General features: G+C 71.9%; 13 protein-coding genes. 5 read left to right on the top strand and 8 right to left on the bottom strand.

Annotation, left to right across the window (positions count from 1 at the left end; all coding sequences use genetic code 11):
- The first annotated feature begins 141 nt into the window (after nt 1-141).
- The 3 genes from AB0I18_RS07575 (at nt 142) to AB0I18_RS07565 (ending at nt 3,576) form a co-directional block, all read left to right on the top strand.
- Nucleotides 142-621 (top strand): cupin domain-containing protein, encoded by a 480-nt coding sequence (locus AB0I18_RS07575; RefSeq protein ID WP_363104570.1) that lies wholly within the window; start codon nt 142-144, stop codon nt 619-621.
- Nucleotides 618-1,481, top strand: coding sequence for an SDR family oxidoreductase (locus AB0I18_RS07570; protein WP_363104447.1), 864 nt, complete (start codon nt 618-620; stop codon nt 1,479-1,481). Before AB0I18_RS07575 ends, AB0I18_RS07570 begins: the two co-directional genes overlap by 4 nt.
- A 145-nt stretch (nt 1,482-1,626) precedes the next feature.
- Nucleotides 1,627-3,576 carry a copper resistance protein CopC gene (locus tag AB0I18_RS07565; RefSeq protein WP_363104446.1) on the top strand — a complete coding sequence of 650 codons (1,950 nt, stop codon included), beginning with the start codon at nt 1,627-1,629 and terminating at the stop codon, nt 3,574-3,576.
- A gap of 35 nt (nt 3,577-3,611) precedes the next feature.
- Here the strand turns inward: AB0I18_RS07565 and AB0I18_RS07560 are convergent, their stop codons facing one another.
- Nucleotides 3,612-4,661, bottom strand: a complete 1,050-nt coding sequence (locus AB0I18_RS07560) for an aldo/keto reductase (protein WP_363104569.1) — start codon at nt 4,659-4,661, stop codon at nt 3,612-3,614.
- A gap of 112 nt (nt 4,662-4,773) precedes the next feature.
- Here AB0I18_RS07560 and AB0I18_RS07555 point away from each other — a divergent pair, with 112 nt between their 5' ends.
- Entirely contained in the window at nt 4,774-5,706 is a 933-nt protein-coding gene (locus AB0I18_RS07555; RefSeq protein WP_363104445.1) for an AraC family transcriptional regulator, read from the top strand.
- Nucleotides 5,707-5,760: 54 nt separating this feature from the next.
- Here the strand turns inward: AB0I18_RS07555 and AB0I18_RS07550 are convergent, their stop codons facing one another.
- The gene (locus AB0I18_RS07550) at nt 5,761-6,588 is read right to left on the bottom strand and encodes an MOSC N-terminal beta barrel domain-containing protein (RefSeq protein WP_363104444.1); all 828 of its coding nucleotides are present in this window, start codon (nt 6,586-6,588) and stop codon (nt 5,761-5,763) included.
- Nucleotides 6,589-6,749: 161 nt separating this feature from the next.
- Between AB0I18_RS07550 and AB0I18_RS07545 the strand changes: the two genes are divergently transcribed.
- Nucleotides 6,750-7,475, top strand: a complete 726-nt coding sequence (locus tag AB0I18_RS07545; RefSeq protein ID WP_363104443.1) for a response regulator transcription factor — start codon at nt 6,750-6,752, stop codon at nt 7,473-7,475.
- On the opposite strand, the gene AB0I18_RS07540 is transcribed toward AB0I18_RS07545, so the two are convergent.
- The 6 genes from AB0I18_RS07540 to AB0I18_RS07515 all read right to left on the bottom strand — a co-directional run bounded on the left by AB0I18_RS07540 (nt 7,461) and on the right by AB0I18_RS07515 (nt 14,293).
- Nucleotides 7,461-9,170: an ATP-binding protein gene (locus AB0I18_RS07540; RefSeq protein WP_363104442.1), complete on the bottom strand. Its 1,710-nt coding sequence runs from the start codon at nt 9,168-9,170 to the stop codon at nt 7,461-7,463. The two genes, AB0I18_RS07545 and AB0I18_RS07540, sit on opposite strands and share 15 nt — an antisense overlap.
- Nucleotides 9,171-9,376: 206 nt before the next feature.
- Nucleotides 9,377-10,504 (bottom strand): ABC transporter permease, encoded by a 1,128-nt coding sequence (locus AB0I18_RS07535; RefSeq protein WP_363104568.1) that lies wholly within the window; start codon nt 10,502-10,504, stop codon nt 9,377-9,379.
- 196 nt (nt 10,505-10,700) lie between these two features.
- Nucleotides 10,701-11,456 carry an ABC transporter ATP-binding protein gene (locus AB0I18_RS07530; RefSeq protein ID WP_363104567.1) on the bottom strand — a complete coding sequence of 252 codons (756 nt, stop codon included), beginning with the start codon at nt 11,454-11,456 and terminating at the stop codon, nt 10,701-10,703.
- A gap of 32 nt (nt 11,457-11,488) precedes the next feature.
- Nucleotides 11,489-12,730, bottom strand: coding sequence for a peptidoglycan-binding domain-containing protein (locus AB0I18_RS07525; RefSeq protein ID WP_363104441.1), 1,242 nt, complete (start codon nt 12,728-12,730; stop codon nt 11,489-11,491).
- Between the two features lie 137 nt (nt 12,731-12,867).
- The gene (locus tag AB0I18_RS07520; RefSeq protein ID WP_363104440.1) at nt 12,868-13,467 is read right to left on the bottom strand and encodes a hypothetical protein; all 600 of its coding nucleotides are present in this window, start codon (nt 13,465-13,467) and stop codon (nt 12,868-12,870) included.
- Nucleotides 13,468-13,753: 286 nt separating this feature from the next.
- Nucleotides 13,754-14,293, bottom strand: a complete 540-nt coding sequence (locus AB0I18_RS07515) for a DUF3592 domain-containing protein (protein ID WP_363104439.1) — start codon at nt 14,291-14,293, stop codon at nt 13,754-13,756.
- Nucleotides 14,294-14,381: the final 88 nt, after the last annotated feature.

The following is a 14,381-nucleotide window of genomic DNA, read 5'->3' as shown; positions in this document are numbered from 1 at the left end:
CTTAGTTAGGTTAGCCTAACCTTATATTCTGGCAAGAGGGTCGGCGAGGTGCCCCGCGAAGGGCTCGGCGTTCCGCGCGCCGGGGCCGGGATGACGCATCGGCGACTCCTGTTGGGGCATGGTCCGTAGGTGGTCCATGACATCACTCCCGAATCCCTGATCGCCCACTACGAGTTGGAGCCCATCCCCAGGGAAGGCGGCCGGTTCCGCCGCACCTGGGCGGGCCCCGAACGTCCCGACGGCCGCCCCGAGGGAACCGCCATAGTGGTCCTCCTGACCGCGAAACCCGGCGACTTCTCCGCGCTGCACCGGCTCCCGTCCGACGAGACCTGGCACTTCTACCTGGGGGATCCGCTGGAGTTGCTGCTCCTCTCCCCCGACGGCACATCCCGTACGGCTGTGCTCGGACCCGACGTCCTCGGCGGCCAGCATCTCCAGTTCACCGTGCCCGCCGGCACCTGGATGGGGGCGCGGGTCGCCGCCGACGGGGGCTGGTCGTTCTTCGGGTGCACGATGGCACTCGGCTTCACGTACGAGGGGTACGAGCACGGCGACGCGGCGGATCTCATCGCCCGCTACCCGGCGGAGGCCGCGCGGATCGCCGGGCTGAGCCGGCCGTGAGCGGGGTGCCGGGCGGGCTCCTCGACGGCCAGGTGGCGCTGGTGACCGGGGGCGGCGGCGGAATCGGGCGGGGGATCGCGCTGCGGTTCGCGCGGGCGGGGGCGGCGGTGGCCGTTCACTACCGTACGAACGCCGGGGCGGCCCGCGAAGTCGTCCGCCTCATCGCGGACTCGGGCGGGCGCGCGGTGGCCCTGCGCGCCGACCTGACCGCGGAGTCCGAGTGCCGGCGCGTGGTGCGCGAGGCGGCGGACTGGGGTGGCGGTCTGCTGACGGCCCTGGTCAACAACGCGGGCGTACAGCCGACCCAGGAACTGCCCGGGATGACCGCGGAGGACTGGCGGGCGGTGTTCGACGCCAATGTGTCGAGCGTCTTCGCGTGTACGCAGGCTGCGGCCGAGCTGATGCGAGAAGGGAGAGAAGGGGGAGGGGGAGGGGGAGGAGAAGGACGGGAGCGGAGTGGGGGGAGTGGGGGGAGTGGTGGGAGTGGGGTGCCCGGTAGGAGTGTGGGCAGCGTCACTCATATCGCCTCCATCGAGGCCGGTCATCCCGCGCCCCTCCATGCCCACTACTCCGCGTCCAAGGCAGCCGTCGTCATGCACGCGCGCTCGGCGGCCCTGGAGTACGGTCCGTACGGCATCCGCGTGAACACCGTTTCGCCGGGCCTGATCGACCGTGAGGGTCTCGCGGAGGCCTGGCCGGACGGCGTACGACGCTGGCGGCAGGCCGCTCCCACCGGGAGGCTGGGGCGTCCGGACGACGTGGGTGACGCCTGTGTGTTCCTCGCCTCGCCGATGGCCTCGTGGATCACGGGGCACGACCTGGTCGTGGACGGCGGGGTGTCGGCGCGGCCCACGTGGTGAGGGCGGACGAGGTGAACAAGGTGCCGCGTACATCCGTAACCTCACCGAGGACGAATACGTAGACGAATGACGAATGCGTACAAGGAGACGGAGAGGCGACGTGGGCCGAGTTCGCCGGGTTCGCCGAATACACCGAGTACTGGGTGTGCTGGGCGTACTTCGCGTGTCCGCGCCGCGGCGGGCCGTGGCTCTTGTCGCTCTGCTGGGCGCGCTGTTCCTGTTGGGTGGCGGCGGGTCCGCGGCCGCCCACTCGGCGGTGCGTGACACTGACCCCCGTGAGGGAACCGTCCTCAAGTCGGCGCCGAAGCAGGTCACCATGACCTTCACCGAGTCGGTCGGTATCTCCGACGACTCGCTCCGCGTCCTCAGCCCCGACAACCTTCGGGTGAACGAGGGTGACACGGCGCACGTGGCCGGCCGCTCGGACACCGCGCGCGTCCGGCTCGGCGACGACCTGCCCGACGGCACGTACACCGTGGCCTGGCGGGTGGTGTCGGCGGACAGCCACCCCATCGCCGGCGCCTTCACCTTCTCTATCGGCGAACCCTCCGAGACGACGGCCGACGTCTCCGCCGTACCGGCCGTGAACCCCGCCTCGGGCGCGCTCTACGACATCGGCCGCTATGCCGCGTACGCCGCCGTCGCCGTGCTCATCGGCGCGGCCACCTTCATCCTGGCCTGCCGCCCGTCCGCCGCAACGCTCCTGCGGCCCCTCCTCCGTATCGGCTGGTGGACCCTTCTCCTGTCCACGGTCGCGCTCCTCTTCATCCGCGGTCCGTACGCCCGCGGAACCGGCCCCGCCACCGTCTTCGACCTCTCCCTCCTCCAGAACACGCTGACCAGCAGGCCGGGCTGGGCCCTGCTGGCCCGTCTTGTGCTGCTCGCGGGGGCGGCGGTCTTCCTCGTACGGGTCGTGCGGGTCACGCGGGTAGAACCGGCGGACGCGGGTCCGAAGCCGGCCGTTCTCGCGGGCGGTGGGCTGCTGGCCGTGGGGCTTGCGGGCACCTGGGCCGCCGCCGAGCACGCGTCCGCGGGGATCCAGGTTCCGGCGGCGATGGTCTCCTCCGTACTGCACCTGCTGGCGATGGCGGTCTGGCTGGGCGGTCTCGCGGCCCTGCTCACCACGCTGAACCGGTCGGAGGCACCGCTCCCGGCCGCCTCCGTGATCCGCTTCTCACGTCTCGCGTTCGCCTCGGTGACGGTCCTGGTGCTGACCGGCGTCTACCAGTCGTGGCGGGGGCTCGGCTCGTGGGACGCGGTCTTCGGGACCTCGTACGGCAGGCTCCTGTTCGCCAAGGTGTGCGCGGTGGTGCTGTTGCTGGCGGCCGCGGGCTACTCGCGCCGCTGGACGACGGCCGAACTGCGGGCCGCGGAAGCGCCGTTGAGCGTGCTGCCGGTGCTGGAGACGGTGGGGGCGGTGGGGACGGTGGCGCGTACGGCCGCGGGTACGGGTACGGGTTCGGGCGCGGGCACGGATGTGGCCGCGGGTACGGGTACGGGTGGGAGTACTGATACGGGCGTTGGGGACTCCCCGCCTTCCTCGCCCTCCCCGGCCGGGGTCGAGCCGGAATCCGGCGGGGGAACCGGCGGAGGAGCCGGCCCCCGTCAGCGGGTCCTGCGTCGCTCGGTGCTCGCCGAAGTCCTCGTCGGTGTGGTGGTCCTGGTCATCACGACCATGCTCACCGGCACCCAGCCGGGCCGGGCGGAGACGGAGACCGCGGCGGCCGAAACCGCCGCGGCCGCCGACCGGCCGACCGCGTCCACGACCCTGATCCCCTTCGACGTCGGCACGCCGGGCGGCCACGGCAAGGTCCAGATCGTTCTGGAGCCCGGCAGCGTCGGCGAGAACACCGTCCAGGCGGTCGTCATCGGCCCCGACGGAGGCATCGCCACGGTTCCCGAGATCCGGCTCACCTTCACCCTCGCGTCCCAGAAGGTCGGCCCGCTCGACGCCCGACTCACCAACCAGGGCGGCTACTGGGGCACACAGTCCCTCAATCTCCCCCTCCCCGGCACCTGGACGATGAAGGTCACCATCCGTACGTCGGAGATCGACCAGGTGACGGAGGAGCGGAAGGTGCGGATCGCCCCCTGAGCCGGCGGCTCAGCTGAACCGAGGGCCCGGCGGCGTCACCAGGTCGGCATGATCGCCTCGGGGTAGCGGGATCCGGCCGCGCCCTTCGGAAGGATCTCCTGGACGCGGGCGAGGTCCTCCGGAGTGAGGGTGACGGCCGCGGCCGCGACGTTCTCGGCGAGGCGCCGCGGGCTGCGGGTGCCCGGGATCGGCACGATGTCGTCGCCCTGGGCCAGCAGCCAGGCGAGGGCCAGTTGGGTGACCGAGATGTCCTTTGTGTCGGCCAGGGCCGTCAGCTCGCGGATGGCGGCCAGGTTCTGCTCGTAGTTGCCGGGCTGCCAGCGGTCGTCCCAGCTGCGCATGTCGTCGGCGGGGTACTCGGCGGCCGGCTTGACCGTGCCGGTGAGGAAACCGCGGCCCAGCGGCGAGTACGGCACGAATCCGATGCCCAACTCCCGCACCACGGGCAGGACCTCGGCCTCCACGGCCCGCTCGAACACCGAGTACTCGGTCTGCAGCACCGACACCGGGTGGACGGCGTGGGCCCGCCGCAGGATGTCGGGACCGGCCTCGCTGAGCCCCAGGTACCGCACCTTGCCTTCGGCGATCAGCTCGCCGATCGTGCCCGCCACGTCCTCGATCGGTACGTCCGGGTCCACGCGGTGCTGGTACAGCACGTCGATGTGGTCGGTGCCGAGGTGGCGGAGGCTGTTCTCGGTGACCTCGCGGATGTGGTCGGGGCGGCTGTTCAGCGCGTAGCCCCCGGCGTTCTGCGCGGCGCTCATGTCGAAGCCGAACTTGGTGGCGATGACCACCTCGTCGCGGAAGTCCTTCACCGCCCGGCCGAGCAGCTGCTCATTGCTCCCGGTGCCCATCCCGTACAGCTCGGCGGTGTCGAAGAGGGTGACGCCGAGTTCGTACGCCCGCCGGATGGTGGCGATGCCGCCGGTCTCGTCACCGGCGCCGTAGGCCATGGTCATGCCCATCGTGCCGAGGCCGATCGCGCCGGCCTTCAGCCCCTGCGTGCCGAGGGTGCGTGCGGCGAGGCTCACGTCCTTGTTCCCGCTCCCGCTCTCGCTGTTCTCGTGCTTGTTCTCGTTCTTCATTTCGTTCTTGTCGTGCTGCGTCATGTCGTCAACGCTAGGAGCGCGGGCGCCGGGAGGCATGGGGCCCGGACCGCATAGGATTGCCTGATCCTCTCAGGGCAGGTGGCGCTCCATGCTCGACGAACTCGCGACGGCCATTACCCGGCACGGCGGTGACATGTGGTCCGACACCGCGGTGCCACGAATGAGGCTGGTGGCGCTCGACGAGCCCGCGACCCCCGTCGGGCCCGCGCCCCCCGTCGACCTGCTCTACGAGCCGATGGTCTGCTTCATCGTCGACGGCTCCAAGGACAGCGTCGCGGGAGACCGGAGCTGGTCGGCCGGGCGCGGGGAGATCTTCTTCAACTCGCTCGTGCTGCCGGTCACCGCCACGTTCAAGGAGGTGCCGTACCGCTCGGCGGTGCTGCGGCTCGACGGCCGGATGCTCGCCGACCTCCTGCTGGAACTGGAAGGTCCTGACCCCCGTACGCTCCCGGGCCCCGAACCCGGTGGGCTGGTCACCACACCGATCACCCCCGAACTCGCCGACGCGGTCACCCGATGGGTACGGCTGCTCGACACCCCGGACGACATCCGCCCGCTGGCGGCGCGTATCGAGGGCGAGATCCTCTACCGCCTGCTCAACAGCCCGCTCGGCCCGACCCTGCGCCACTTCACGCTGGCGGACTCCGCGGCGGCCCGGATCCGTGCGGCGGCCCGATGGATCTGCGCCCACTACAACGAGCCGCTCCGCATCGAAGAGCTCGCGGCGGCGGCCCACATGAGCACCGCCACCCTCCATCGCCACTTCAAGACCGCCACCGGCATGAGCCCGCTGCGCTTCCAGAAACACCTCCGTCTGCAGGAGGCCCGCCGCCGGCTGGTCGCCGGGGACACCACGGCGGCCCTGGTGGCGGAGGAGATCGGCTACGTGAGCGCGACCCAGTTCAACCGCGAGTACCGACGCGCGTACGGGCTGCCTCCGGGCCAGGACGCGGCTCGGTTGCGGGGGCGGTTGGCCGACGTGGGCGTGGGCGTGGGCGGGGGTGGGAGAGGGAGAGGGTAGGGGCGACGGGGCTTACGTTTCATGAGCTGCGACTGGCCTTGCGTTTCGTACGGTTCAGAGTTCCGACTCGCCCCAGCGAAGGACGTTCACGTCGTCGCCGACGGAGACCTTGCCCGTCCGTAGCACGGCGAACTTGGCGCCGAACGCGACTCCGCCCTGGGCGGCCCGGCGGTAGCTCGCGAGGGTGCGGAGAGGTTCGGGTCCTGCCCGTACCCCTGACTCCTGCTCGACCAGAGTGACGGCGCAGCGGATGGCGAGTTTCGCGTAACCCAGCTCGGTGTCGCCGATCGTGATGCGGTGGGAGCGGTCCTCCGTGTGGGGCTCGTCCCAGCCGTCGACCACGATGTTGGGACGGAAGCGGTCCACGGGCAGCGGGGGTGCGCCCCGGTCGGCCATCTTCCTGTTGAGCAGGTCGAGGGTGGAGCGTGAGAGGACGTGCAGGGCGCAGCTGTCGGCGTAGCCGGAGGTGCCCGGTGTTCTGCCGTCGGTCACCCGGTGATGTTCCGGCGGTACGCGCACGAGTCTGCTGGGCGTACCGAGCACGTCCGACAGCCATTCGGCCGCCGTGTCGCCCTGGTCGATGCCCTGGTAGGGGGCCCCGAACAGATCCACGTTCCGCCGGGTGCCGGAGATGTCCACGTCGACGCTCACCGTGCCGTGGCCGGGTGCGCCGAGTGCCAGCCGCTCACCGTCGGCGCTGATCCCGGGCCGGATCAGCGCGAGCCGCGGGTCCCGCCGCTGCGTCCGGAACACGCCCTCCGCACTGACCACCATGAAACTGCGGTCGTGGGCCGGCCCGGCGGGCGTCATCATCACCTCGTTCACCGACGCTCCGGCACACCCCTTGACCGGGTAGTACGACAACTCGACGACGCTCGCCATGTCCGTCCCCGCTTCCGGTACCTGCTCTCGGTCCCTGCTTCCGGTGGCCTTCAGCATTGCTGACGCGAGGCCGCAACTCACGGTTGCGCCATGGGACTTCGCGACCGACTGCTCCTGTATTACGGTTCCGGGATGCGCGGAACCTTGCTGGGGGAGAGCCGTTGAGCGCTCGGATTCTGGTCGCCGAGGATGACGCGAAACAGTCCCGACTGATCCGTATCTACCTGGAAAGGGAAGGAAACGCGGTGCAGGTCGTGGCCGACGGCCGCGCGGCGCTGGAACGAGCGCGTTCGGCGAAGCCGGATCTCATCGTTCTCGATGTGATGCTGCCGTTGGTCGACGGGCTCGACGTGTGCCGCATCCTGCGCACCGAGTCGGACGTCCCGATTCTGCTGCTCACCGCCCGCACGACCGAGGAGGACATGCTCCTCGGCCTCGACCTGGGCGCCGACGACTACCTCACCAAGCCGTACAGCCCCCGCGAACTGACCGCGCGGGTACGGGCGTTGCTGCGCCGGTCCAAGAAGTCCGGCGGCGCGGCGGAGCCCGCGGTGCTGCGGGTCGGCGAGGTGGAACTGGACACCGCACGCTTCGAAGTCCGGGCGGCGGGGCGGCCGGTGGCGCTGACCTCCAAGGAGTTCGCCATCCTGGAGGCACTGGCCCGTGAACCGGGCCGGGTCTTCACCCGGGCGCAGATCATCGAGCGCGTCTTCGGGTTCGACCGGGACGTGCAGGAGCGGACCGTCGACGCGCACGTGATGAACCTGCGACGGAAGCTGGCGGTGGACCCGGGCCGGGCCGGCCACCTGGAGACGGTGTACGGGCGGGGCTACCGCCTCGCGGACGGTCCGGGCCTCGCGGACGGTCCGGGCTCAGCGCCCTCCTGAAGTGCTGTCGCCTCCTGCCGCGCCGTCGCCTCCTGACGTGCCGCTTTCTCTTGGGATCGTGGGCAGTACGACGGTGATCGTCGTGCCTGCCCCGACCGTGCTGCGCACATCGATCGACCCGCCGTGGTCGGTGACGAACTGGCGGGCGATGGAGAGACCCAGGCCGCTGCCGCCGGTCGCCCGGCCCCGTGCCGCGTCCGCCCGCCAGAAGCGGTCGAAGAGCTGCGGCAGATCCTTCGCCGGTATCCCCCTGCCGGTGTCCCGTACTTCCACGACGGCCGGTTCGCCCCGACCCGAGGAATGCGGGAGGTGCGGGAGGTGCGGGATCAGGGCCAGGGTCACGCTGCCGCCCGGCGCGGTGGCCCGCAGTGCGTTGCCGACCAGGTTGCCGAGGACCTGGCGCAGCCGGTCCGGGTCGGCGGTCACGTACACGGGTCGGGGCGCCTCCAGTTCGAGCGCCACGCCCGCCGCCTCGGCCTGGGTGCGGTGGGCCCTGCGGCTGGTCTCCAGGAGCTCGCGCAGGTCGACCTCGGTGCGGTGGTAGGTGAGCGCGCCGGCCTCCGCGAGGGCGAGGTCCTGGAGATCGTCGACGATCCGCTGCTGGAGCAGAGCTTCCTCGTGCAGGGAGTCGAGCAGTTCGGGGGTCGGCTCGACGACCCCGTCCCGCAGGGCTTCCAGATAGCCGCGCAGATTGGCCAGCGGTGTGCGCAGTTCGTGCGCGATGTCACTGGTGAGGCGGCGCTGGCGATCCTCGCCGGCCTGGATGGAGTCGGCCATACGGTTGAACGCGCCGCCGAGCTGCGCGATCTCGTCCCGCCCCGATACGGGGACCCGCCGCCCCAGGTCGCCCTCGCCCAGCCCCTTCGCCGCGAGTGTCATCGCACGGACGGGGCGCAGTACGGCCCTGCTCAGGAGCAGCGCGCCGAGGATGACCGCGAGGGCGACCCCCACCGCGACGGCCACGGTGGGCGCGGCGGCCAGGGTGGGCGCCGACTCGTTCCGGACACCGAGGCGGATCTCCAGGCGCTCGGGGGCGGTGGAACCGACCCGCTCGTTGAACACCCGCTGCACGCAGCCGGCGAACCGCTGCTCGGACTCGCACACCAGCAGCGTGTCGAGATCCTGCTGGATGCGCGGATCCACTGCCCCGTTCGGCTCCTCGCACCGCGTGGGCCGGCGGTCGGTGCTGATCCGGGGTACCCCCCACGCGTCCGGCCGAGCCGACAGCGCGGCCCCCGCCCGCGTGAGGCAGGCGGCGTACGTCACCGCGGCGCGGTAATCGGCGATCGCGTTGGCGGCCTGCTTCAGCGAGAGTCGCGGTGCCAGGCCCTCGGGCAACAGCAGGACGGGACGCGGGTCGACCAGGACCGATGGCTGGCCGCTCAGCGCGCGGGGCGCACGGCCGGCGAGGGCGTCGGAGTCGGCGAGCAGCACGCCGGACTCCGTGGCGACCCGGACGCGCTGGCCGGTGTCCTTCGCCAGCTCGGCCACCGTCGGCGAGAGCCCTTCCCAGGTGCCGTGCGCGAATCCGTACGCGCGGAGTTCCCCGGTGATCCGGGAGACCTCCTGACGGCCGGCCGTGAGGGTCTCCTGCACCTGGCGGTTCGCCTGACGCAGGGTCAGCCACGCGGTGGCGGCGGTGGCGGTCATCGCGACCAGCATGAGCAGGGCCAGGACCCGGAGCCGGAAGCTCATCGCACGGGACTCCTTCTGAGTGGTGCCAGGTCAACTGAGTGGTGCCGGGTCATCTGAGTCGTGCCGGGCCGGGGGCGGCCCTGGTCGAGGCCGCCGCTGGTCGAGGCCGCCCCGGTCCGTGCGGTGACCTTCCGCACGGAAAGTCGCTGTACGGAAGGTCGCTGCACGGAAAGTCACCGTACGGAAGGTCACCGGCTCGGGTCGGCTCACGTACCGGACAGCGCTTCCGTCGGTGCCAGCCTGCTGGCCCGGACCGCCGGATACAGGCCGGCCATCATGCCGATGACGAGCGTCGAGCCGAGGCCCGCCGCACTCGCCCACGCCGGGACGACCGTCGGCCAGTCGCGGCTGAGGGCGTATCCGGCCGTGATCAGCGTCCCGAGCACCGTGCCGCCGAGCCCGCCGATCAGCGACAGCAGCAGGGACTCGGTGACGAACTGCGTGCGGATCTGCCCCCGGGTCGCCCCCAGAGCCCGGCGCAGGCCGATCTCGGGGCGGCGTTCCAGGACCGAGATGACCATGGTGTTTCCGACCCCGACCCCGCCGACCAGGAGTGCCACGCCACCGAGGCCGAGCAGCAGGCCGGTCAGCGCCGACTCGGTGGCCTCGCGGGCCGCGAGAGCGTCGGAGGGGCGGGAGACCTGCACTTCGCCGGGCTTCTCGGGGTACGCGGTGGCCGCCAGTACCGCCCGTACGGACGTGACCTGGCTGTCCTCGGCGCGGACGTACACCGTCGAGGGATGGCCGTCGAAGCGGAGGTACCTCTCGGCGGCCGGCCAGCCGACCAGCGCGGCACTGTCGAGCTCCGGCGCGAGCGGTACCGGATCGAGGACCCCGATCAACGAGAACCAGCGGTCGCCGAGCCGGACCCGGGTGCCCGGGGCGTACACGTCGAGCCGCTGGGCGGCTGTTGAGCCGAGCACGACAGCCGGGTACTCCTCCGTCGCGGAGTCGAGCCAGCGTCCCTCGCGGACCTGTCCGCCGACGGCCGGCAGCAGATCGGCGCCGGCCGCCAGCACCTGGAGGGAACCGGTGCGGCCGACGGCGACGTGTTCGTTGCGGTAGATGTTGGCCCCGGTCTCGCCGGTGGCGGCGACCTGCCGCACCGGGGGAACACGGCGGATCATCGCCACGGACTCCGGGGGAAGCTCGGCCTGGTCGCCGGCGACGGTCTGCCCGGGGGCGACCCGCAGCAGATTCGTGCCGAGGGCGTCGAGCCGGCGGTCGACCTCCGCCTGCCCGGAACCGGAGACGCCGACCACCGCGATCATGGCGGCGACACCGATGGCGATGCCGAGCGCGGAGAGGAAGACCCGCAGCGGACGGGTCCGCAGGCCGGTACCGCCGAGCCGTGCGACGTCCGCGGGACCGAGCCGCGCGGCGCGCGGCCGCGACGGCTCGGGGCCGGAGGAGTCCGGCCCGGGTCCGGAAGGGTCCGGGTCCTGCCCGGAAGAGTTCGGGTCCTGCCCGGAGGAGTTCGGGTCCTGCCCGGAGGAGTTCGTCGTACGGTCCGTCACCGAGGTGCCCCGATCATCGTGTCACCGTGCTCTGTGCCACCGTTCTCTGCGCCACCGTGCTCTGTGCCGGGCCGGCCGGGCCGGCTGTGTCGGTGACCAGGCGGCCGTCGCGCATCTCGATGCGGCGCGGCAGCCCGGCGGCGATGTCGCGGTCGTGGGTGATGACGACGACGGTCGTGCCGGCGGCGTTCAACTCCCGCAGCAGGGTGAGGACGGTCGTGCCCGACACCGAGTCGAGGTTTCCGGTCGGCTCGTCGGCCAGCAGCACCGAGGGTCCGCCGACCACGGCCCGGGCGACCGCGACACGCTGGCGCTCGCCGCCGGACAGCTGGTGCGGCAGGTGGTGCACGCGGTGGCTGAGCCCGACCCGGGCGAGCGCGGCCGCCGCCCTGGCCCGGCGGCGGCGTATCGGCACGCCCGCGTAGAGCAGGCCGTCCGCCACCGTGTCCAGTACGCAGACGCCGACCGAGAGGTGGAACTGCTGGAAGACGAAGCCGATCCGGGTGGCCCGCAGGGCGGAGACCTCCCGGTCCGACAGACTCGCCACGTCGTGGCCGTCGACCAGGACCCGGCCGGTGGAGGGGTGGTCGAGGCTCCCCATGAGGTTGAGCATGCTCGACTTCCCGGAGCCCGACGGGCCGACGATCGCGACCAGTTCCCCCCGTCCGATGCGCAGACTCACGTCCCGTACGGCCGCCACGCCGCCGGGATAGGTCTTGGAGACCGAGTCGAACTCCACGACCGCCGTCACGCCGGCCGTTCCGGTCACGTTGGCCGTTCCGGCCACTCCTGCCGTTCTGGTCACTCCGGAATCCTCACCTTCATGCCCTCGCGGACCGCGGGACCGCCGACCTCCACGTCGCCGTCGGCGAAGAGGCCGGTCTTCGCGGCGACGAACCGGCCGTCGGCGGTCTCCAGGCCGTGCCCGCCCTCGGCGAGGGCGACCAGCGCGGCGACCGGGACGGCCAGCACGTCCTTGACCTCGTTGCCCACGTACTCGACCGTCACCGGGCCGCTCTCCAACCGCCCTATGGACTTCTGGTCCTCGATGGTGACGGTCACGGGAATCGTGGCGGGCTGCCCCGTCCCGCCCTCGCCGCCGTCCCCCTCGGGCGTGGCCGCCCGCTTGCCCACCGACGCCACCTCGCCTCGCACGGGTGAGCCGTCGGGCAGTCCGACCGTGACGGCGGACCCGCGTACGGCCCAGGAGGCGTCCGCGGCCGAGGCGTTGACGATCACTTTCCGGGCGGTACCCGTGTACGTGAGGGTGTTCTCCCCGACCGCCGAGCCGAGCCGCGCGCCGGCGGAGCCGATCCGTACCTTCCCGGCGGCGTAGATGACGTCGCCCACGCCGACCGTGCCGGTTTCGGCCAGTCCGAGCGACCGCTGCCAACGCCTGACCGCCGCGGCGGTGCCGGTGGTGAACCGCTCGTCCACCGTGAAGCCGGTGTAGCCCAGGGCGGCCAGGTTGGTCTCGAACTGCATGACATCCATGCCCCACAGTTCGGGCGGCTCACTCGGCGTCCGGGAGGCGTCGGTGCCTTCTCCGCTTCCGGGTCCCTCCGGCGCCGGTGAACCGGAGGGACCCACAAGCGCCGGGGACTTGCCGCCCCCGGAGCCCAACTGCTGCTCGCCCGGGTCCTGTTCGCCCGAGCCCTGGCCGTCCGGGTCCTGGCCGTCCGCCGGGGCCTGCTCGTCCTCCCGGGGAGCCAGCCCCAGGCTCCGGTACATCGGCAGCGATCCGTACATGAGGATCACCGGCCGGTCGTCGGCCCGGAGCAGCTCGTCGCCGCGCTCCACCGTCGCGCCCTGCTCGGGCAGCCAGGTCACGGTCCCGGTCGCCTTGACCGGCAGCGGCAGCTCCGTTCCGTAGCCCAACTGGCCGTCCACCGTGGTGCGTTCGGTCAGTGTCTCGCGCGTCACCGATACGACGGAGCCGGTCCGGGGCGGGGCACTCGGCCCCTCGTCCCCGCCGCCGCCCAGCCCGAGCGCGCCGACCACGGCGACCGCCACCACGACGACGACGGCAGAGGCGATCAGCACGGTACGCCGCCTGTGCCGGCCCCCAGACGGAGGCGGCGGCGGAGGGGCAGCCACCCCGTCCACGTCATCGATCCAGGCCCCCGTCCCCGTTTCCGGCTCCGGCTCTGGTCCCGTCCCCGTCTCCGTCTCCGTCATCTTCAGCCCTTGGCCGGGGGCTGGTTCGTCGGGTTGCCGGAGATCGGTGCGCAGATACGCGTCGCGCGCCGCGCACCGGCCGAGCTCTGGTCCCAGTCGGGGACGCCCGAGTTGTTGTTCCGCTGATAACCGTCGGGGCCGGGGTCGGGAAAGTCGGGGGCGCCGTTCTCCTGCATACAGGCGGCGAAGTCGCGCGCGGCCTTGATCTGCGCGGGAGTGAGCTCGGGCCGGTCGGCGTTCTCGATGCTCTCGGGAACGGTGGCCTTCTTGTCGGCGCACTTCTCCGACGCGTCGAGGAACTTCGGATCCCTCTTCAGGGCAAGCACTCCGCCACCGCTGCCCAGGTCGACGTGGCCCTTCGCGTCCGGGTCCGGCACGTCGACGCCGTTGTCCCGCATGCACCGCACCCAGTCCCGCTGCGCCTTCACGTACGCGGCCACTTCGTCCCCGCCGCCCTGCCCGCCCGTCGCCGTGGCCGAGGCGGACGAGTCACCACTCCCCGCCGTCGGGACCTTCGAGTCACCGTCGTCGCTGCCGCAGCCGGTCACTGCGAAGGCCATGAGCGAGGCCGCCGCGGTCAGCAGTACCCGATTCGTCCTCATCGGTTCTCCCGCTCTTCTGTCGGACCCGTCCGCGAATGCGGCGGGCAGGCCGACCGTAGGACGCAGACGATGAAGAACCTTTGAAGAACCTGTCAGCCGATCATGCGGTCGCCGATCACGCGGTCGCTGACCACTCGGGACTGAGAGCGGCTGCGAGGAACCCGTAAGACGCGGGCCGGGCGTTGACGTTGTTCAGCATGTCCGCAGGTGTACTGGCCTGTGCCGGAGCATTCGGACTGCCTCAGCCGGTCCAGGCCCGCCGGGTCGGGCAGGATGTGGCGCCGCCCTAGTCGTCGTCGCCGTGCCGCTGCCCATCCTGAAGTGCCCGGTCAGGCACGGAGTCCGTGCGCCGCTGCCGCGCCGCGAAGACCGCGGCCACAACCGACAACACCAGGAAGAGCAGGGCGGCCCCGCCCGACAGCACCGCCATCGCGGCCGCCCCGCCGCCTCCGACATCCTCCTCACGGGTGACCACCTGCGGATCGTCCGCCTGGTACCGGACGGTGAGCCGAGTGCCGACAGAGTCCTTGCCGCCGCCGCTGCCCACCGGCAGATCCGCCACCACGGTCCGCCCGTCGGCCTCGAACCTGACCTGGCACTGACCCAGCATGCACGAGCCGCTCGTGTGCAACGTCGCCTGAGCCCGCTCGTCGTCCTGGAGGGAGCGCAGATGCCGGGCCGCCGGAAGCATCACCAGCACCGACAGCGCGCCCACTAGCAGCGCGAGCACCAGCAATATCAGTGCGGACGTACGAGGCCTCAGGCCGCCTTCGGCCGTACTCGGCCGACGCGCGCTGGAGTCGCCGGAGTCGCCCGCGTTCGACATGCCGTTCAGGTCTTTCGATATGCCGTCCAGGTCTCTCGGCCCCGTCTCGGTTCGTGCCGAAGTGGTGTGCCACGTCTCGCATGCGGCC

It is taken from the genome of Streptomyces sp. NPDC050704 (assembly GCF_040654355.1).
Classification (GTDB): Bacteria; Actinomycetota; Actinomycetes; order Streptomycetales; family Streptomycetaceae; genus Streptomyces.
This window is presented reverse-complemented; position numbering and strand designations above follow the sequence as displayed.